At 48.6% G+C, this 20,471-nt stretch carries 17 protein-coding genes; 10 read left to right on the top strand and 7 right to left on the bottom strand.

Annotation, left to right across the window (positions count from 1 at the left end; translation table 11 throughout):
* Window positions 1-24: 24 nt before the first annotated feature.
* The gene (locus HLG76_RS04920; protein ID WP_077460923.1) at window positions 25-1,212 is read left to right on the top strand and encodes an acetate kinase; all 1,188 of its coding nucleotides are present in this window, start codon (window positions 25-27) and stop codon (window positions 1,210-1,212) included.
* Between the two features lie 299 nt (window positions 1,213-1,511).
* Here HLG76_RS04920 and HLG76_RS04915 read toward each other — a convergent pair whose 3' ends face one another.
* The 4 genes from HLG76_RS04915 to HLG76_RS04900 all read right to left on the bottom strand — a co-directional run bounded on the left by HLG76_RS04915 (window position 1,512) and on the right by HLG76_RS04900 (window position 6,306).
* Entirely contained in the window at window positions 1,512-2,042 is a 531-nt protein-coding gene (locus tag HLG76_RS04915; RefSeq protein ID WP_077460924.1) for an MltR family transcriptional regulator, read from the bottom strand.
* A 61-nt stretch (window positions 2,043-2,103) separates the two neighbouring features.
* The gene (locus tag HLG76_RS04910) at window positions 2,104-3,252 is read right to left on the bottom strand and encodes a mannitol-1-phosphate 5-dehydrogenase (protein ID WP_077774034.1); all 1,149 of its coding nucleotides are present in this window, start codon (window positions 3,250-3,252) and stop codon (window positions 2,104-2,106) included.
* 67 nt (window positions 3,253-3,319) lie between these two features.
* Window positions 3,320-5,290, bottom strand: coding sequence for a PTS mannitol transporter subunit IICBA (locus HLG76_RS04905; RefSeq protein WP_175993198.1), 1,971 nt, complete (start codon window positions 5,288-5,290; stop codon window positions 3,320-3,322).
* A 515-nt stretch (window positions 5,291-5,805) separates the two neighbouring features.
* Complete coding sequence (locus HLG76_RS04900) at window positions 5,806-6,306, bottom strand: lactoylglutathione lyase family protein (RefSeq protein WP_077460926.1); 501 nt, start codon at window positions 6,304-6,306, stop codon at window positions 5,806-5,808.
* Window positions 6,307-6,407: 101 nt separating this feature from the next.
* Here HLG76_RS04900 and HLG76_RS04895 point away from each other — a divergent pair, with 101 nt between their 5' ends.
* Window positions 6,408-7,289, top strand: a complete 882-nt coding sequence (locus HLG76_RS04895; RefSeq protein WP_175993197.1) for a LysR family transcriptional regulator — start codon at window positions 6,408-6,410, stop codon at window positions 7,287-7,289.
* Window positions 7,290-7,331: 42 nt separating this feature from the next.
* Here the strand turns inward: HLG76_RS04895 and clcA are convergent, their stop codons facing one another.
* Entirely contained in the window at window positions 7,332-8,729 is a 1,398-nt protein-coding gene (clcA, locus tag HLG76_RS04890; RefSeq protein ID WP_175993196.1) for a H(+)/Cl(-) exchange transporter ClcA, read from the bottom strand.
* A 361-nt stretch (window positions 8,730-9,090) separates the two neighbouring features.
* Window positions 9,091-10,392 carry an alpha/beta fold hydrolase gene (locus tag HLG76_RS04885; protein ID WP_175993195.1) on the bottom strand — a complete coding sequence of 434 codons (1,302 nt, stop codon included), beginning with the start codon at window positions 10,390-10,392 and terminating at the stop codon, window positions 9,091-9,093.
* A 205-nt stretch (window positions 10,393-10,597) separates the two neighbouring features.
* Here HLG76_RS04885 and HLG76_RS04880 point away from each other — a divergent pair, with 205 nt between their 5' ends.
* The 4 genes from HLG76_RS04880 to HLG76_RS04865 all read left to right on the top strand — a co-directional run bounded on the left by HLG76_RS04880 (window position 10,598) and on the right by HLG76_RS04865 (window position 15,141).
* Window positions 10,598-11,059 (top strand): MarR family winged helix-turn-helix transcriptional regulator, encoded by a 462-nt coding sequence (locus HLG76_RS04880; RefSeq protein WP_021024442.1) that lies wholly within the window; start codon window positions 10,598-10,600, stop codon window positions 11,057-11,059.
* 108 nt (window positions 11,060-11,167) lie between these two features.
* Window positions 11,168-12,226 carry an HlyD family secretion protein gene (locus HLG76_RS04875; protein WP_077460931.1) on the top strand — a complete coding sequence of 353 codons (1,059 nt, stop codon included), beginning with the start codon at window positions 11,168-11,170 and terminating at the stop codon, window positions 12,224-12,226.
* 11 nt (window positions 12,227-12,237) lie between these two features.
* Window positions 12,238-13,275, top strand: coding sequence for a DUF2955 domain-containing protein (locus HLG76_RS04870; protein WP_021024444.1), 1,038 nt, complete (start codon window positions 12,238-12,240; stop codon window positions 13,273-13,275).
* Window positions 13,276-13,536: 261 nt separating this feature from the next.
* Window positions 13,537-15,141, top strand: a complete 1,605-nt coding sequence (locus tag HLG76_RS04865; protein ID WP_175993194.1) for a methyl-accepting chemotaxis protein — start codon at window positions 13,537-13,539, stop codon at window positions 15,139-15,141.
* 54 nt (window positions 15,142-15,195) lie between these two features.
* Here HLG76_RS04865 and HLG76_RS04860 read toward each other — a convergent pair whose 3' ends face one another.
* Complete coding sequence (locus HLG76_RS04860; protein WP_175993193.1) at window positions 15,196-16,113, bottom strand: LysR family transcriptional regulator; 918 nt, start codon at window positions 16,111-16,113, stop codon at window positions 15,196-15,198.
* A gap of 138 nt (window positions 16,114-16,251) precedes the next feature.
* Between HLG76_RS04860 and HLG76_RS04855 the strand changes: the two genes are divergently transcribed.
* From HLG76_RS04855 to HLG76_RS04840, 4 genes are all read left to right on the top strand, one after another.
* Complete coding sequence (locus tag HLG76_RS04855; RefSeq protein WP_077577350.1) at window positions 16,252-17,400, top strand: S-(hydroxymethyl)glutathione dehydrogenase/class III alcohol dehydrogenase; 1,149 nt, start codon at window positions 16,252-16,254, stop codon at window positions 17,398-17,400.
* Between the two features lie 38 nt (window positions 17,401-17,438).
* The gene (fghA, locus tag HLG76_RS04850) at window positions 17,439-18,275 is read left to right on the top strand and encodes an S-formylglutathione hydrolase (protein WP_077460935.1); all 837 of its coding nucleotides are present in this window, start codon (window positions 17,439-17,441) and stop codon (window positions 18,273-18,275) included.
* Window positions 18,276-18,781: 506 nt separating this feature from the next.
* Window positions 18,782-19,870, top strand: a complete 1,089-nt coding sequence (locus tag HLG76_RS04845) for a hypothetical protein (RefSeq protein ID WP_175993192.1) — start codon at window positions 18,782-18,784, stop codon at window positions 19,868-19,870.
* 80 nt (window positions 19,871-19,950) lie between these two features.
* Window positions 19,951-20,424 (top strand): HAD family hydrolase, encoded by a 474-nt coding sequence (locus HLG76_RS04840; protein ID WP_254877631.1) that lies wholly within the window; start codon window positions 19,951-19,953, stop codon window positions 20,422-20,424.
* The last annotated feature ends 47 nt before the right edge of the window (window positions 20,425-20,471 follow it).

The raw sequence follows: 20,471 nt of genomic DNA, 5'->3' as shown, positions 1-20,471 counted from the left end.
CAATTCTGCCAATAAGGTAAACCTATGAGTGATGCACTGGTACTCGTTATAAATTCAGGCAGTTCGTCTTTAAAGTTTGCACTGATGGACGCGCAAACAGGCGATGCTGTGATTTCAGGCGCCGGAGAGTGTTTTGGTCGTGATGACGCATGCATGAGCTGGAAAGTCGACGGTAACAAAACTGAAAAGACATTGAGTGCAGGAAGCGACCACCATCAAGAGGCCATGGACATTATTGTGGGCCTTATCGAAAACAACCAACTCAGTGATAAATTACAAGCTGTTGGGCACCGAGTGGTCCATGGTGGCGAAACCTTCAGTCAGGCGACGCTTATCGATGATGCCGTACTTGCACAGATCGATGCCTTGAAATCCCTGGCGCCACTGCACAACCCCGCTCATGTCGTTGGTATTAATGCCGCGCGTAAAGCTTTCCCTAACCTTCCTCAAGTCGCGGTTTTCGACACAGCATTCCATCAAACCATGCCGGAAAAAGCGTATCACTACGCGATCTCGCGTCAGCTCTATAATGATTATGGCATTCGTCGCTATGGTTTTCATGGCACCAGCCATTATTACGTAAGTCGTGAAGCGGCAAAATGGCTTAATCAAGCGCCTGAACAAACCAACGTCATCACCGTACACCTTGGTAACGGTGCCTCTTTGTGTGCGGTCAAAGACGGTCAAAGTGTCGATACCAGCATGGGCTTTACGCCTTTAGCCGGTTTGATGATGGGCACTCGCTGTGGTGATATCGACCCATCTATTCTAGAGTTTTTATCGAAAAAAGGGCTCAGCATGGATCAAATCCATCATGAGCTGATCGATAAAGCAGGGCTTCTTGGTGTGTCTGAGCTCACTAATGATTGTCGTGGGCTGGTTGAAGCCGCGGAAGAAGGCCACAGAGGTGCGCAACTCGCGCTGGAAATGTTTGCTTATCGCGTTGCGAAATTCATCGCAAGTTACATGGTGCCGTTATCCCGCCTGGATGCGATTGTTTTCACAGGTGGAATTGGCGAAAACTCACTGCCAGTCCGTGAGATGATCCTAAAAGAACTCGCGATTTTCGGTTATCAGTCAGATGCCGACGCCAACGCCGCAGCTCGGTTCGGTGCCGCAGGACAAATCACAACACAAGATTCACCGCTCGCATTGGTGATCCCAACCAACGAAGAGCTGGTGATTGCCCAGCAAGCCATGGCAATGGCCTGATTGTCACGTCTTTTTTGAATACGAAGCGAGCCAAGAGGCTCGCTTTTTAATTCATACGCATGAATCAACCCTTCTCAAGCCTAGTGTGATCTTACACTGGGCTTTTTGTCTATAATGATAGACAGTCTGCTCTCGGTTTTGGTTTAATACCCGAACAATAAAAGGATTGGTTAGGTATGAAATTGTATAACACGGTTAAGGCTTACTTATTTGAAACGTTGGTTTTAGGGGGAGCGCTAGCGCTTGGTATATGGTTAGTGCTGGCCGCGTAGTCAATTAGCCTATACGCCGGTTTAGTACTAGAACGGGCTTTCTTTGCTCAATTCGTTGCAAATCTCGACAATAACAAGAGAAAGCCCCGAGCGGAGGACCTGCTGCTGGCGTTGCAGTTGTAGCTGATAAAACTCAATATCCACATCATCCTCTGGCGCTCCTATATCGCGCTGAATCATACTCATATTGTCAATTTTACGAAGCTTTTTTACCGCATCCAGTACGTTAGGGTCGGTGAAGTGGTAGTCGTCAGCATCATTACTTAGCTGGTTTTTAAGTTTAATAATCTGTTCAATATCGTGATAAGCGTCATCTGATAACACGCCTAGACCAAACAAGAGTTTTAATCGCACTGAAAGATCACCCAGTGGCCCCGTGTCATGCAGCAAAGGCCCCACCACTGATTCCACTGCAAAGTTATCTTTGCGAAAAACCCGCTTGATTAAGCCATCAATAGACGCTTCAAACGTATCGACCGCGGCAACAAAAAAGCCACGCACGGTTGTCGCTTGGTTTAATCGTTCAATGATGTCTGTTTCGTCGAAATTTTCTGCCATAGACTCAATACTGCTTATTGTTATAACGGGGGAGTTAAACTCCCCCTGTGAAGTGCGCGGTTTACAATTGCTGGTACAGGATGTTGATTGCCTCAATTTCAGGGCTTTCTTCTGCCAAGCCGGTGTATATCGCTAGTGTCTTTCTTACGCCTACCTCAGCCAGTGAAGCTTGAAGTTCTTCAGCTTGTGGGTCGGTGTGATTGGTATATTTCAATGCTGCGGCAATACCTTTTAACAACGCTCGGTTATCCGTGCCATATTCTATTGTACCCAGTAATGGCTTGATAAGCCTATCGTTCTGACTTAGCTTTCGAATAGGCTGGCGGCCAACTCGATCGACCTCATCAACCAAATAGGGGTTTGAGAAACGCCCCAAAATTTTCTCGATGTACGCTTGGTGAGCGGCGCGGTTAAACCCGTAGCGTTGAATAAGCACTTCGCCGCTTTCCTGCATGGCCTGTTTCACCACGGCATGAATCTGTGGATCGGTAATGGCTTCACGAATGGTACGGTGGCCGCTTAAGCACCCCAAATAAGCAGTGATACAGTGACCTGTATTCAAGGTGAAAAGCTTGCGTTCGACAAACGCCATTAAGTTTTGCGTTTTCTCCATACCGGCGATATCAGGGATCTCGCCTTTGAACTGTTGCTCATCAACAATCCATTCGCTGAAGCTTTCTACCGTAACCTCTAAGGGATCATCGTTCGCCGCTTCCGCGGGCGGTACAATACGATCGACCGCTGAATCGACAAAACCAATCAGTGCCTCTGCTTTTTGATGCAACGCGGGGTCAAGGTGCTTATAGACTTCGCCCTTAAGGTGTGATGTGCCACGGATCATGTTTTCACAGGCAATAATGTTCAGCGGCGCCAAATTGCCCGATTCAAAACGCTTTTCAATCCCGGTGGCTATGGTCTTAGCGATAATATCAAGCACATTGGGACCCACTGCCGTGGTCACTAAATCCGTTTTTACGATTTTATCGATCACATCATCACTTGCCGAATTAACCGCCGTGATATGAGAAACCGTGTCGATATGGCAGTCATTGCCGACCACTTTGACGTTGTAGCTTTGTTTGTGACTGAGTTGATCAATGAGGGGCGCATCAACATCTGCAAAGGTGACCTCGACATTGGCATCCGCGAGTAATTTTCCGATAAAGCCGCGGCCAATATTGCCGGCACCAAAATGAACAGCATTTTTCATAATATTTACCTCAAACTAAAAAAGATGGATATAAGGGACCACCTCAGTGGTCTCCTTATCAGACTGATTAATGGGACGACGTCATATGAGTGACGTTTTCATCACTTAATAGATTGAGGATCTCGTCAATACTGTCGGTACTGGTGAGGGTATCTATTGCATCAGGTTCATCTATCGCATTAGTGATAGCGGTAATAACTTGGATATGCTCATCGTTTTTGGCGGCAATCCCGATCACCAATTTGGCGATATCGTCTTTATCGTCGGTGAACTGCACACCCGTTGGATACTGGCATACCACGATGCCGGTTTTCTTGACTCCATCTTTCGCTTTGACGGTGCCATGAGGGACGGCGATAGATTCACCGAGGTAAGTTGGAGTTAATGCCTCGCGCTCAAACATGGCGTCGACATAGCTAGGTTCAACGTAACCGAGTTTGACAAGTTGATTGCCGGCAAATTGGATCGCCTGCTCTTTGTTTGTTGCCGTTAAGCCAACATGGATATTTTCACGTTGGAGTTGAAAAGTGGGCGCTGGCGTTGGCTCGAAGCTATCGTCATTCGCGGCAGTATCAGGAACCCTAAGCACTTGCGGATCGTTCGCTGCAGGGTATTTTGCCGCGAGAATTTGGGTGACCAACTGGCCGTAAACCTCACCATCAAGGAAGTTATTAAGTGAAATATGGTGAGCTGATGGGGCGTGAGCACGTGCGCGCTCGGTTAGGTCTTTGTGCGTGATCACAATCTGCGCATCCTCAGGCAAACTATTAACCGCAATATTCGTGACACCAATATCTAGACCGGCGCTTTGCACTTTTTTGCGCAGCAAGCTGGCACCCATGGCACTGGATCCCATACCCGCATCACACGCAACCAAAATATGCTTAACGGATGCAAAATTAACCGTGCCTTTGGGCGCGGATGAGGGAGCGGAGGTATCTGCTTTCGCGCCTGTCTTCATGTCTTTCATTTTCGCAGTCGCTTCATCGAGTGAAGCTTCGTCACCATCGCCCTCTGTGCTTTTTTGCGTTTTCATCAGCAAAGCGGCAACCACAAATGACACACTGGCAGCGGCAATAATTGACGCTAAGACACCAACAACCGATCCTTTTTGCGTCATTAATAGCACGGCAAAGATAGAGCCAGGAGATGCCGGTGACACAATGCCTGCATCAAACACAGTGAGAACGAATACACCTGTCATACCTCCAGCAATGGCTGCAAGGATAAGACGTGGATTCATTAAAATGTAAGGGAAGTAGATCTCGTGAATACCACCGAAGAAGTGAATAATCGATGCACCCCCTGCGGTTTGACGTGCTGTGCCTTTACCAAACACCATGTACGCTAACAAGATGCCCAAACCTGGACCTGGATTCGCTTCAATGAGGAAGAAAATCGACTGGCCTGCTTCTGATGCTTGTTGAATGCCCAGAGGAGAGAAAATGCCGTGGTTGATCGCATTATTCAAGAACAATATCTTAGCGGGTTCAACAAATACCGACGTCAGCGGTAACAAGTGCGCTGAGACCAAAAATTCAACGCCCGCAGCCAGACCATTGGACAACAGTTTTACGAACGGGCCGATGAGGAAGAAAGCGATAATCGCGCAAAGCATACCGATAATACCGGCAGAGAAGTTATTCACTAACATCTCAAACCCGCTTCTCACTTTGCCATCGATATAAGCATCGAATTTTTTAATGGCCCAGCCGCCGAATGGACCAACTATCATCGCGCCCATAAACATGGGAATGTCAGTCCCGACAATCACCCCCATGGTGGTAATCGCGCCGACAACAGCGCCGCGTTCGCCGCCAACAAGTTTACCGCCGGTGTAGCCGATCAGCAGTGGTAGTAGGTAGGTAATCATGGGGCCGACCATGGCCGCCAATGTCTCATTGGGTACCCAACCGGTCGGAATAAATAGTGCGGTAATAATCCCCCACGCGATGAATGCGCCGATATTGGGCATCACCATATTTGAAAGGAAGCGACCAAAATTCTGTATCTTGATCTTGGTGTCAGATGATATCATAACAATACCCCGTTTGATGTTCTCATTGAACGTGTGTGGTAGAACGGTTCGCCAAAACCGTCTGGCTAGTTAGTACCCAGTCAATTTACCACACATTTTTTCGAGAGAACTGATAACGGGGATTTGTTGACCCACCTCTCACTATTCACGTCGCAACTATATTTTACCCCAACACCTGTCACAAAAATAACATGAAAGTTTAGTACAAAATGAAAAAACAACATTGTCAATAAAAATCATAATGACCATTATCACATTTTTTGTTTTTGCGTTATAAAATTTATAGTGATATAGATCACTCTTTATTTTTTAGAACAGTGAAATAAAAAATCAGAGTGACTAATATCACACTGTTTGCCTGGTCGATATTAATTCATTGAGTGATCTTTATCACGTTTGTTTTTTTGTTACGAATAGTGACGGTTTGGTCGGTGTCGTATTGAAGCAGTAAACAGGCTCAATCACGTTGAGCCTGTTTATTGAAAGTACCAAAGCTGTTATCGCAGGTGGAAGAGTTAATATGCTCCTGCGCTGTAGATCAGCTCGTAGCTGTGGCTGTAGATCTCCAAGATATTGCCGAATGGGTCTTCCATATAGATCATGCGATAGGGCTTCTCTCCAGGATAGTAATAGCGTGGTTTCTCCATCCGTTTCTTACCGCCAGCTTCAACAATACGCTCGGCTAATGCTTCAACATTTGGATCTTGCACGCAGAAGTGAAATACGCCCGTTTTCCAATACTCGAAATTGTTGTCAGGGTTTTGCTGATCCTTAAACTCAAATAGCTCTACACCAACGCGGTCACCTGTCGATAAATGGGCAATGCGAAAACGTTCCCAACCTTGGCCAAACACATCGGTGCACATTTCGCCGATTGCACTGTCGTCTTCAACAATCTCAGTAGGCACCATGATGAGATACCAACCAAGCACCTGCGTGTAAAACTCAACGGCTTTTTCTAAGTCAGGGACGGAAATACCAATGTGTGAAAATGTACGTGGGTAAGGGGTCTGCATAGTTTGTTCCTCTTTGCTTACGTCTTCATTGTTTGCAAGCATGAGGCACCTAAACCATAATGTTAAATTATGGTTTGCAATGATTGTGATGACATTTTGTTATGGTTAACCCTGTTTGGCTGAAAACCTTTTGCACCCTGGTAGATGTTGGCACTTTTACTAAGGCCGCTGATAAATGCTATATGACGCAGTCTGGCGTAAGCCAGCACGTGCGAAAGCTTGAGGAGTCATTATCTTCAACGTTGGTCATTCGAGGAAAGAAAGGCGTGGTGCTGACCGAGGCAGGACAACAACTCTATCGTCAAGGGAAGGACGTGCTACAAACGTTGGATAATCTTGCTGTAACCATCAGTCGCGATCCCGGCTATGAAGGCGAGGTACGCATTATGTCGCCGGGAAGTGTCGGGCTCCGCTTGTATACGCGTTTGCTCGATCTTCAGGTGACATATCCTGCCCTTACGATTAACTATCGCTTTGCGCCAAATGGCGATGTTAACAAGGCTATCTTAAATAACACCATTGATATTGGCCTAACAACGGCTTGTCCAGTTGACCCGAATATTCAGTCTGAACCCATTGGCGAAGAGCCGTTATTGCTGGTGACACCGCGCCATATTAAAGACCCTACATGGGAAACACTCTGCCAACTTGGATTCATTGATCACCCAGATGCTAGGCATCACGCAGAGTTATTACTTGGGGCGAACTTCGAGCAATATCAAACGGCGCAGTTACGCCCCGTTAAGCAATCTGGTTTTTCTAACCAAATAAGTCTTATCTTACTACCCGTTGCACGCGGACTTGGCTTTACCGTCTTGCCCGCCAATGCTGTCGCGGCTTTTGCTCAACAAGCGGCCATTAAAGCTCATTACTTACCGACACCGGTCAGTGAAACCTTATATCTCTCCTCTCTTGCCGGACGCGAGCTGCCTCAGCGCGCGATCAATATTGCAAACGTCATTCAAGAGCAGGTAAGGGCGTAGTCCAATAGCGGCGAGCGCGCCGCCATTTTCAATTAGCTGCGATCATGACTCTGCTGATTTCTCAACCCGCAGCTTTTGCTCGCGCACTTTGCGACGTAATAGCTCGGTATAAATCGGTTGGCCGCCAAGTAATTGTGCAACAAGGGTGGCGCCGAGGGTGGTAATAATCAGCGGCAAAATCAGATAGTAGTTATTGGTCATCTCAATCACCAACAAAATCCCCGTGATAGGCGCGCGTACGGTCGCGGCGAACAAAGCGCCCATGCCCGCAATGGCAAACATCCCCGGTTCTATGCCCATATCCGGATACATATTGGCAACCACTAACCCATAAACAGTGCCTAGCAAGGTGCCTAGCGCCAGCATGGGGGCGAAAATGCCGCCCGGTGCGCCGGAGCTAAAACAAATCACCGTCAGCAGCGTACGCGCCATAAAGATAAATAGCAGCGCACTGATGGAATAGTTTAAGCTAACAAAATCTGGCACTAAGTTAATGCCGCCATGGGTCAGCTCTGGGGCATAGATCAGCAATAAGCCAAAGAAACCGCCTAGCGTGGCCCCTACTAGCCAGATTCGTTTTTGACTTTTTTGATAAAAACGTTGGAAAAAGTCCTGACACCGCATAATCAAAAAATTAAACAGCACGCCAAACACGCCAAAACAACAACCTAGTGCGAGAAAGAACCATAAAGAGGCAAGTGGTGGTGTCTCGTACTGGGGCAGAACAATCACTGCCTCTTGGCCATTGATATAGCGAAAAACGATATCGGCCATGATGGCGGCAATGATCACTGCTTTTATCGAGATCAAGGTATAGCGAAACTGAGGTCGCATTTCCTCAACCACGAACATGATCGCCGCAAGGGGGGCATTAAACGCCGCGGCGAGACCGGCGGCAGCCCCGGATGCAAGCAGTGTTTGGTTACTGTTTCTGTCTTTGATGCGAAAAGTATCGGTGACCATGCGACCAATATTGGCACCGATTTGCACACTAGGACCTTCTCGTCCGAGGATCATCCCTGAGCCTAGCGCACCTAAACCGCCAAAAAATTTCACTGGGATTACCCGCCACCACCGCGTAGGTCGAATGCCTTCCATCGCGCCTTCCACCTCAGGGATCCCTGAACCAGCGGCCTCGGGCGCAAATCGATGAACAAGCCAATAGCCCATTAAGGCCAGGCCGGCACTGATAATAAAAGCGAGTAATCCCAATGGAATCATTGAGCTAATGTTGCTGTCTAGCCAGTCAGTTCTTGACTGAGAGAGGGTATGAATCGCGAGTTCGAAAAGGGTGACAACAACGCCGCCTAAAAAGCCGATGACAACGGCGAGCAAAAGAATAGAAACGGGCGTTTTGTCGCGTGACCATAATTTATCAAAGAAAACGCTAGATTTATAAAAGATGGCTCTTTTCTTGCCTGTTTTACTTACAATTTTCATCTATGTGAACGCAAAGTTTGAAAAGAAAAATGACGATGTATGGGGGCACTCATTCTTGCGCCGACACCGTGCTGGGAACGTCCTGTTCCCCGAGAGAACGCATTTATACTACGCCAATTCACCTAACATGCAAGCGCTTGACCGGTGTCTAATTATTCGGCTAGCCAAGATAAAAATCCCTGGAGTAAGCGATACGGGGCGGCGATAACGATAAGGGCATATTTTCAGACGTTTCACTGGGGGAGTCCGTATTGAGTGATAGCGTACCACCTCCCTGTCCCTGAATAATTGATTTGAATTAGATCACAGTTTGTTAGGGACAAAATGTCCGCTGCGACACCATTGGCCGCAGCGGTGCGAATCAACCGCGACCAGACGCTTGGGTTGCGGCAATATGATCGCCGATCTCAATCAAACGGCTCAAAATCCGCTCACCATCAACACCAATGCCATTGTGCTCGTATTCGTTAGTCATCCACGCTTGACTGTTGGCAATCTGCGCCAAGGTTTGACGGGAATAATCGAACTCGACAAACATGTCATCCACATAGGTGGCACAGGCGAGCGGCACCGTATTGCATTTCAGCGCATCCAGATCATACAGCGCCGGCCAATCGCTCTTTTCTGCCAGTAACATGGCAGCGTCTTTGAGCGGCTTAAGGGTAGCCAGTTGATCAAACATCCACGGATACACCATTTCGCCGGTAAAACGGAACGGCTGATCGGGCTGATAGTGGAACTGCGGGAATTGATCGCGCACCCGATGGGCTGACCACTGCGACGCCTGCTGCTGGCAGTAAATCGATTCATGCAAAATCGCGTAAAACGGGTTGGTTAAATACCCTTGGTCAGCCTGCATCGCATTTAAGAACGGATAGCTTAAAGTACGCTCGCCATTTACCTCTATAAAGGCTCGTTCTAGTAAGTAATACAGCGGTAGCCCGGCATGGCCGCGACCGAGATTCAGTCCCAGCGTTTGAAATTGCTCAACGGTAAACGGCTGACCGTTTGGCAGCGTCACCGTATTGTTTTGCAAATACTGGGCAATCTCGTGACAGCGGGCTTGTGCATCGGGAAATTGGGCGAAAAACTGCTGGTTCTTGTCTTCCACACGCTGATAGGTTTTTTGATAAACCGCATCGGCGTGTCCCTCGAGCGGCGGGATCCCACCGGTGACAAATGCGCGAGACAAGGACTGCGGAAAGAACGACAAATAGGTGAGGGCACAGAACCCACCAAAGCTTTGCCCGAGGATCGCCCATTGCTTGATGCCTAACGCCTCACGTAAACACTCGGCGTCTTTCACGATGCTGTCGGCGCGAAAATGGCTCAGATACGCTGCTTGCTCGGCAGGCGTGAGATAGGCAAGCGTTTGGTGGTTTACCGGCGCGCTTAAGCCCGTGCCGCGTTGGTCGAGCAACAACACGCGATAATCGTCTAATGCGCGTTTTAGCCAACCTGTGGCGCCGTTGGGGCGGGGAGACTCCATGCCTGGCCCACCTTGAAAATACACCAGCCACGGCAGATCTGCTTCGTGATGGCGTGTATCAACCACTTCACGAGCAAAAATAGTGATCGGCGTACTATTGGCGTCACTGTGATCCAGTGGGACCTCAACACGGTGACTGCGATAACGGATATAACGATCATAAAGATCTTGCATGGTAATGCCTTTATAAACAGAAAGATGACGATGATTAGGTTATCAGAGTTGTTCGGTCTCAGCGAGCAAGCACGAATCCGAACTTCTTCGATTTTTATGTGATCTATATCACTTTTATATTTACTTAGCCTGCTAACTATTTTATATTGCTTGTGCTCTATTACTTAGCAGGCTAAGTAATGCGCACGATTGAGGGAGAGATCGCATGACCGCTTCACATCCAGAACATATGTCGATAGCTGAACATCTAGGACGGACCGCACGACTATGGCGACGCGTAGCCGATTCCGAGCTTGAACCACTTGGGCTCAGTTATCCGCGCTGGAGTGCGCTGTGGATGTTACGTCGATTGGGCGATGGCATCAGCCAAAGTGAGTTGGCGCAAGCGTTAGAGATTGAGCTGGGCTCGTTAATGCGCACGTTAAAGCACCTTGAGGAACAAGGGCTGATCACACGGCGCTGCTTACCCGAAGATAAACGAACCCGAACCGTCCATGTCACCGACAGTGGTTGTGAATTAATGTCGCGTATCGAAGCGCGGGTATTGCGGGTACGCAAACATTTGTTGTCTGGTATCGCCGCTGAAGATTTTGAGGCTTTAGAGCGTGTATTGGTCACCATCAATCAAAACGCACTCGACTACGTAACGTCTTCTCAAGATGAATAAAAAGCAAGGCGATACCTCGTTCTTGTTAGGGCGACGCTGTTCAGCGCGATACTTTCCAGTGCAACACTAATCAATCATAATGTAGATAAGTAAAGGTAATAAGCACGAATGACACCGGATGAAAAATTTTCTCGCTGGGTAAAAATAGCGGCGCTCAGTTTTCTGATCCTTTTCGGTTATTTTTTAATCGCAGATAATACGATGCCACTCACGCCTCATGCGATGGTGACACGCACCGTCACCAAAGTGGCTCCACAAGTGAGTGGCCCAGTCAGCGCGCTTGCGGTCGACAACAACCAAGACGTTCACCAAGGTGATGTGCTGTTTCGGATTGAAAGCGCGCCTTACCGTATTGCCGTCGACCAAGCAAAGCTCGCACTTGCCCAGGCCAGACAAAGCAATGCTCAGCTCGATGCCTCCTTGATGGCCGCGCGCCAAGATGTCTCGGCGCTCGCGTCGGTATTGGCACAAAAAGCACGCGAAGCAACACGATTAAAAGCTCTATTTGCTAAAAATGGTGTGTCGCAGCAGCAGCGTGACGATGCGATCAGCGCGGCCGATACTGCACGCGCCAAATGGGAAGCTGCCAAAGCGCGTGTCAGTGCGCTTCAAATTCAACGGGGCGGTGATGGTGCCAGCAATATTGCCGAACAAGTGGCATTGAGCAAGTTAAAGAAAGCGCAATTGAATCAATCGTATACCACCGTAAAAGCCAGCCATGACGGCGTAGTGACCAACCTGCAATTAGACGTGGGCGCCTATGCCAGTGCCGGCCAGCCAATCATGGCATTGGTGTCAGAACGTGCACAAGTGATTGCCGATTTTCGTGAGAAAAGTGTGCGCGATATTGAGGCAGGTTATACCGCGCTAGTGGCGTTTGACAGTGAGCCCGGCGCTTTATATACCGGCCATGTTACCAGTGTTGATGCGGGGGTCAGTGCAGGTCAAATCGATGCTAATGGCCAGTTAGCCTCACCCACCAATTCCAATCGGTGGGTACGCGATGCACAGCGTATGCGTCTGCACATTCAACTTGATGAATGGCCATCTCATGCCCTCCCAACGGGTGCTCGCGCCACGGTACAACTGGTGCCTGATCATGCGATAAGCGGTCTGCTCGCAAAAGCACAAGTGGGTTTTCTGAGTATGCTGCATTACATCTACTAAGGGCGAGTGCAATGAATTTATGGCATCACCCGTTAAGCGATAATGATGTACGCCAATGTGCGCGCATAGCCACCGGCGCGACCTTAGGATTCGCGATTTGTAAGTTTTTCGACTGCAGCTTTGGGGTGTTTTTTACCGTCACTCCAATGTTGCTGCTCGGCCTTGTCCCGGTGATCAATGGCCGTGCCGCGCGTCAGCTTTTGGCCTCAGCAGTGATCAGTGGGTTAGAAGTTGGACTGCTGGGCGGATTATTTGGCGCGCATCCAGGATTAATGACGCCTTTGGTATTCTTGTTGTTCACCTACAAATTTGCCTGCATGTCAAAAGGGCGCTTTTTTCTTTTTGGTGCCAACAGCGTGTTAAGCCTTAGCATCATGCTTCATTTTGCGAGTTATCCCGATTTACCGATCAATACCTTAATCTTCGGTAACCTGGGCGCGAATGTGTTATCGGTCGCAGTGGCGTATCTCGTCACCTGGTTAATTCCTGATGTCACGCCGCGCCAGCCGCCTGCTGCACCCGCAGGGGGAAAACAATCCCATCGGATGCGGCATGAAGCACTCATGGGCGCGACGTTGGCGACGGTCTCGTTTTTTATCTTTCAGCTGTTTGATTTGCGCGATTCGATTTCAGCACAAGCCACCACCGTGTTGTTGCTGTTCCCGATGCATTGGAACGGCTCGCTCAGTTATGCGCGTAAACGGGCGATTGGCACTGTGTTGGGCGTGGTGTATGGGGTGGGCTGCCAAGTTATTTTATACGATTGGTTTAACGTGCTGATCTTGGTGATCCCGCTGCTTTGGATAGGCACCATGTTGTTTGCTAAAGCGCATTTAAAAGAGGCCGGTGGCTCAGGCGTGGGGTTTGGGGCCATGGCAACGCTCGGGATCTTATTCGGGCAATACTTAAGCCCCAACCAAGACTTTATGTACGATGCCTTATATCGAGTCAGCAGCAACTTAGTCGCCATTGTACTCACCTTGATGCTTTGCTTTATCGTGCATAAATTACTTAATTACTTCCCGGCAACGCGGTTTGGCGTCACTTAACTGCCGATTATGCTGGGCACGAACATGCTTCGCTTCAGTCAACTAATAATCATGATTTTTGCGGCTAACCTCTCAGCCCAATTTCACTTTTGCGAAGCATCACTTGTTTAACTCATGACCTACCGCTATGATTCTGTTCAACAATTATGTACAGAGAGGAAGTCAGCCGTCTCTCATACTGTTCGACACTGAATTTTTCGGCACATTACGCGCCGGTTGTGACGGCTTTAGTCCTTCCCCATCATTTAAAAAGGCAGCGTAGTGAAAAAACTCATTTTGATCGTGGTCTGTGCCATGTTTGCGGTTGCGGCCATTGCAAGCATCACGGCCACTACCTTTATCTCGCATGACGAGATAGACAGCATTATTCTTAAACGTTCGCAAGCACAGGCTGAGCTACTTGCCGACCGTGCGGAATACATCTTAGAAAACTCCTCCACGCCTACCGCTGATCTGCAAGACATGGTGTCCGATCTTAAAGGTCGAGACGACATCAGCTACGCAGTGATGATTGATAAAAACATCAAAGCGATTGCCCATAGCGATAGACAGAAAATTGATAAGGTGTACAGCGATAATTATACCGTCGCCGGTGCCGGCCAGGGTCAGCCCCAGCATTCGCGCTGGTACGCCGATGTGCAAGATGTATGGGTGTACGACATCATGATGCCGGTGTACGTCGATGGCCGTCTTTGGGGCGCGTTTGATGTCGGCATTCCCATCACCGAAGTCGATGCTGCCGCCAATGGTATCGCCATCGCCCAGCTTACCGCGATTGGCTTGATTTTTATCGGCTGTACCTTGGTACTGGTGTGGCTACTCGGCCGTTTATTCGCGCCGCTAAAAGGCTTAGAACATGCGCTGGCAGATATCTCGAAAGGCGATGGTGACCTTACCGTGCGCTTGCCCGTGACCGGCAATAACGAGATCACTCGCATCTCAGAGGCGTTTAACACCTTTGTGGATAAAATCGACCAAATCATCGCTAACGTGGTCGAAACTGGTGAAGAGCTTGGCCGCTCGGCGGGATCATTGCGCGATAAAGCAGCGCAGTCATTAAAGCGCGGTGAGTCACAAAGCGAGCAAGCCTTGTTGGTGGTCACCTCAATGAACGAAATGATCGCCACCATTAATGAGATCTCGCAAAGTGCGTCTAGCGCGGCGGACTCGGCCTCATCGGCGAACAGCGAAACCGAAGCCGGCAAGCAAACCTTGACCGAGGCAACCGCGACGATTAACCAACTCGACACTGAGATGGATAACATGTCAACGGTGATCACCTCGTTGGCCGAGCGAACTCAGTCGATTGTCTCGATTCTGGATGTGATTCGCGGGATCTCTGAGCAAACTAACTTGCTTGCCTTGAACGCAGCGATTGAAGCGGCACGTGCTGGTGAGGCTGGACGTGGCTTTGCGGTGGTCGCCGATGAAGTGCGCAGCCTGGCGACTAAAACCTCACAATCGACCGAAGAAATTCAATCGACCATTGATCAGCTTCAGCAAGAAGCGAAAAATGCCGTTGATGCTATGGATACCAGCAAGGCATTGACCACCGAGGGTAACCGTGCCACTGAGCAAGCACTGACAGCACTAGAAAGCATTGCCACGCAGGTAAGCACCATCTTAGATATGAACACCCATGTTGCGACCGCGACCGAAGAGCAATCGAGCGTGGCGAATGAAATCAACGTCAACATGGATAATGTTAACCAAGCGGCACAAGCCGGTTTGGAAGATAGCCATAGTCTAGAGGCCAGCAGTCAAGACTTAGCCGGTCTGGCACAAACGCTCGACCAACATGTCGGCGCCTTTAAAATCTCGGCAATCAAACCGACAACAGGTACCTTGCGCGCGTCGCGTCATTAATTCATCTTTGAATGAGCGCGTACAACAATCGCCGGCCCCGTGCTGGCGATTTTTCTATCGTGCGGCCATTGATGCAGACGTGCTTGTACGCAGCTGGTGGTCGGGCAGGTGGTCGGCAAGAAACTCTAACCACGCGGCTACCTTGGGCTGTAACTGGCGTCCGCTGGGGTAGAGCGCCCAAATACCTTCATCGTCTACCCGATAATCCGTTAATACCTCAACCAGTTCGTCGTTTGCCAATGCTGCCTGCACATAATAATGGGGCAGCTGCGCCAAGCCTAGACCATGCTTAGCCGCATCGAGTAAGGCTACACCAGAGTTACAGCGTAACTTTCCCGATACGGTCAGTGTGCGAATTTTACCGCTGCTTTGATAATGCCAATGTTCATTTGAGCCCACCAAACAGGTATGGCGACTGAGTGCACTGGGTGAATCAGGAGAGCCATGAGCGGCTAAATAGCCAGGGCTGGCACAAATGGTTAATTGGCGCGATCCCAACCGTTTTGCCTTAAGGCTCGAGTCGGGTAAGTGACCAATACGAATTGCCACATCGGTGCCGGTATCGGTTAGATCTACGCGTCGGTTAGTCAGGTGTAAATCGATCGACACTTGCGGGTAAGCGGTTAAAAATGGCGCAAGCAACGGGGCAATATATTGCTCACCAAAGTTCACCGGCGCAGTGACGCGGACCAGCCCAGAAGGAAGCGCTTGCGATTGAGTAATGGTTTGCTCAGCATCGACCAAGGCCGCGAGCAGTGGGCGGCAGCGTTGATAATAGAGCTCACCTTCGTCGGTGAGTGACACTTTGCGGGTGGTGCGATGAAACAGCTTCACCCCCAAATACGCCTCAAGCGCAGCCACCCGACGACTTACCGACACCACAGTGATGTCCAATTTATTAGCCGCTTGGGTAAAGCTGCCATGCTCGGCCACCGATAAAAATTCGTTTAATCCTTCCCAATGGGGTGCCATTACCGTCTACCCTGTCTATATTCACTGACACATATTATTACGAAAGTGAAATAATGATTTTCAATTTTGCCAGATTATAACTAAAACTAACTTAGTTAGCATAGTCAGGTCGTAATCGTGAACAAAAAGGATTCTCCAATGGCACTAACAATCAAGCCGGGACAAACGCATATCAAATCAAAAGCCGCGGTCGCATGGGGGCCAGGTGAACCCCTGAAAATGGAAGAGGTCGACGTTCAGTTACCTAAGCCAGGTGAAGTCCTTGTCAGAATCGTCGCTACCGGTGTATGTCATACCGATGCCTTTACCCTATCGGGTGACGATCCTGAAGGGGTATTTCCTTCTATTCTTGGCCACGAAGGCGGCGGCATTGTTGAAATGGTCGGCGAGGGCGTGACCAGCGTAGAAGTGGGCGACCATGTGATCCCGCTTTATACTGCCGAATGTGGCGAGTGTAAATTCTGTCTATCTGGCAAAACCAACCTATGTGGCGCGGTGCGTGAAACCCAAGGCAAAGGCCTGATGCCCGATGGCACCTCGCGCTTTTCGATTAATGGCGAGACCATTTTCCACTACATGGGCTGCTCGACTTTCTCGGAGTACACGGTATTGCCAGAGATCTCATTGGCGAAAGTGAGCAAAGCCGCGCCGCTGGAAGAAGTTTGCTTGCTTGGCTGTGGTGTCACCACCGGCATGGGCGCAGTGATGAACACCGCCAAAGTAGAAAAAGGCGACACCGTGGCGATTTTCGGCTTGGGTGGCATTGGCCTGTCAGCCATCATCGGTGCCCGTATGGCCGGCGCAAGCCGCATCATTGGCATTGATATCAATGAAAGCAAATTCACCCTTGCCAAGCAGCTGGGTGCCACCGATGTGATTAATCCTAACGATCACGATCAACCTATCCAGCAAGTGATTGTCGAGATGACCGACGGCGGCGTTGATTACTCGTTTGAATGTATCGGTAATGTCGATGTGATGCGCCAAGCCCTAGAATGTTGCCACAAAGGCTGGGGCGAGTCAGTGATCATTGGGGTTGCTGGCGCCGGCCAAGAGATTTCAACCCGTCCATTCCAGCTGGTAACAGGGCGCGTTTGGAAAGGCTCGGCGTTTGGTGGCGTAAAAGGCCGCTCCGAGCTGCCCGGCATTGTTGAGCGTTACCTCGATGGTGAGTTTGGCCTGCAAGAATTTATCAGCTATACCATGGGCCTTGATGAAGTGAACCGCGCCTTTGAACTGATGCACGAAGGCAAAAGCATTCGCAGCGTGATCCACATGGACCAATAACAGGACGGCCGCCGTGGCAACGCGGCGGCAGAATAACCATGCAACTAGAAAAAATAAGCGAAAACAAAGTCGCAGGCGGTTGGCACCAACGTTGGCAGCATGACTCTAGTGCCACCAACGGCAAAATGACGTTTGCGATCTTTCTGCCTGAGAAAGCCAACACCCAACCGGTGCCCGTGCTCTACTGGCTCTCGGGCCTGACCTGCACCGACGAAAACTTTATGCAAAAGGCCGGAGCGTTTAAACAAGCCGCCACCTTGGGCATGGCGATTGTGGCGCCGGACACCAGCCCGCGTGGCGAGGGTGTGGCGGACGCCGATCAATACGATCTCGGCCAAGGGGCGGGGTTTTATGTTAATGCCACCCAAGCGCCGTGGCAGTCGCACTACCAGATGTACGACTACGTCGCCAATGAGCTGCCCGAGCTGATTGAATCGCACTTTGCGGTCAACAACCAGCGCGCGATTGCCGGACACAGCATGGGCGGCCACGGAGCGCTAGTGATTGGTTTGCGTAATCCCTCACGCTACAGCAGCATTTCGGCGTTCAGCCCCATTTGTCATCCCACCGAGTGCCCGTGGGGCAAACAGGCCTTTAGCGCTTATTTAGGCGATGACGAACAAACATGGCAAGCCTACGATGCCACCGTGTTACTCGCCCAAGGCCCCACCGCCATGCCGATGCTGGTGGACCAAGGCGATAAAGACGGCTTTTTGGCCGAGCAGCTTAACCCGCAAGCCCTGAAACAAGCGGCAGAGAAACACAACTCCCCGCTCACCTTGCGCATGCAATCGGGCTACGACCACAGCTACTTTTTCATCAATACCTTTATTGATGAACACCTCGCCTTCCACGCCACCCGCTTTGCGCGGTAAGGCAAACCACGTCGAGACCCCAAGCGGCCACCCAGGCCGCTTTTTTTGCACCCATTTCACAAAACATGGCTTGGCTAACACTTTGGATAATAGCGCACGAAAAGCAACACAGCGCTTGATACACTAACCCGCAAATTAGCCAATCAAATGGCGTGTTAGGTGCCGAAAACTGATCGGCGGTAGCGTGTTGAATGTTTGGATGGTTAATCAGCTTATTGGCTAGATACAGGAAAAAGCATGCGCGTTTATCCGTGACAGGTTCACACTATCTCGGAATGGGCGATAAAAATAATTTATTATTCATGTGGTTACAGTTCAACGCTTGGGGATAGTGTGAACGCCCGAGTAGGGATAGACGGCATGCACACTTTCGCGGAAAAGAGATATGCATGATACGCAATAAATTCCATTTATAACAGTCAGTTAGTAAGGTAAGAGTGCGTATAACGATTTTGGGTAATCGAGCGTGCATACTAATACAATGTTAGGCCACACGAAGGAAATTTATGCTAGTACCGGAGTTCGGTGGGTATTTTCCATCTGAGGAGGATATGGATGTTCAACAAAAAGCGTTCTACAGAAAGATCGAAAAATCTCTCGACCTTGGTGACTTCATTGATATAGATGGCAATATTGGATATGTCTTTGTCTATTTGTACAAGCTATTAGCTAAATGGAACAAAAAAGGTTTTGAATCACTCTCAGAGTTTCTAATATATATTTCTGAGCTGTATAAGCATGAAGATAAACTATCCAGCTACTGTCTTTTTTGGGCATACGACTGCCTTCTTGGTCTTGAAAAATATGACGATTACTTAGAGAAAACCGAGCCAAAAGTTCTAACGGGAACAAGTACTCATTCTTCTAACCTAAGAATAAATATCCAGAGGAAAATAGGCCTCCAGGCAAACCTCATTGATATATTGCTAATGTGCGGAGGAAGGAAAACGAAGTTTATTACCAATAATCAAGCGTTATACAAAGAAAAGATTATTGAATGTTTTACTGAATATGGTGAAGAAAATGAAGACTGGTTTGCTATATTCGATTCATGGCTGCCAAATGGAAACTTATATGATCATAGCTTATTCAATGGAGCACCTTTATGGGATAAACCTGCGTTAAATTGGAAAATAAAAGCTTATTACTCTGCCTACGATCATTTGGGGGAAATTAAAGAAATCTCTAAAGACGCAGAAAATAAAGCAAGGGAGTTATTAGGAGTCCCCAAGATCGGAGAGGGGTGGGTTTCTGAAACTGAGCTTTATAGGAAGTTAGAGGGTGAGTTTTTCAAAACAAAGGTAATACAGCATGGTCAACCATCTTGGTTAGGACGCCAGCATTTCGATATATGGTTTCCGAACTGGAAAATTGCAGTAGAATATCATGGGAAGCAACACTTTGAGCCTGTCGACTTCTTTGGTGGCGAGGATGCATTTAATAAAACTATTGAAAGGGATAAACGAAAGATTAATCTGTCTAGAAAGCATGGAGTTAAGCTATTTGTTATCACTGAGCACGATGACCAAGATGAGCTCATACAAGCTATATACGAACTTTCTTCTAGACGAAAGATATTACCACCCAAGGCCTAACAAGTTGCTGCACACGGATAAATTACTCGCTATGCTCCTAACTTACCGGTGAGCAAGGCGTTATGTGCAAGGAGGCATATTTGAACAAAATATACTTATTTGATTGGGGTGACACATTAATGGTTGATTTTCCTAATCAAAAAGGAAAAATGTGTGATTGGACTGAGGTTCAAGCCGTTAATGGTGCTCATGAGATTCTAGAAAATCTATCAAGAGATCATCTTATTTACGTTGCTACTAATGCGGCCGACTCATCTGAAAGCGATATCAAATTAGCATTTGAACGTGTTGGTTTAGCTCAGTTTCTAACTGGTTATTTTTGTAAAGCTAATTTAGGTTTAGGTAAAGGTTCACCTGAGTTTTTTCATAAAATAGCCCAAGAACTTGGTGTAAGTCATGATTCCCTCATTATGGTTGGTGATTCCCTCGATAATGACATTCTGCCCGCGATTAATGCTGGAGTAAGTGCCATTTGGTTTAATCCGAAGTTTGAGCCTAATAGTTCAGTTGTAAGGGTTAATGAAATCAATAGGTTGTGTGAAATTTGCACATAACAAACGAGTATGTCGTCAATCCTAAATTTTAGCGAGATTTTTATCCC

It is taken from the genome of Salinivibrio sp. EAGSL (assembly GCF_013366455.1).
Lineage (GTDB): Bacteria > Pseudomonadota > Gammaproteobacteria > Enterobacterales > Vibrionaceae > Salinivibrio > Salinivibrio costicola.
Note: the sequence above shows the minus strand (reverse complement) of the source record. Positions and strands in the feature narration are given on the sequence as shown.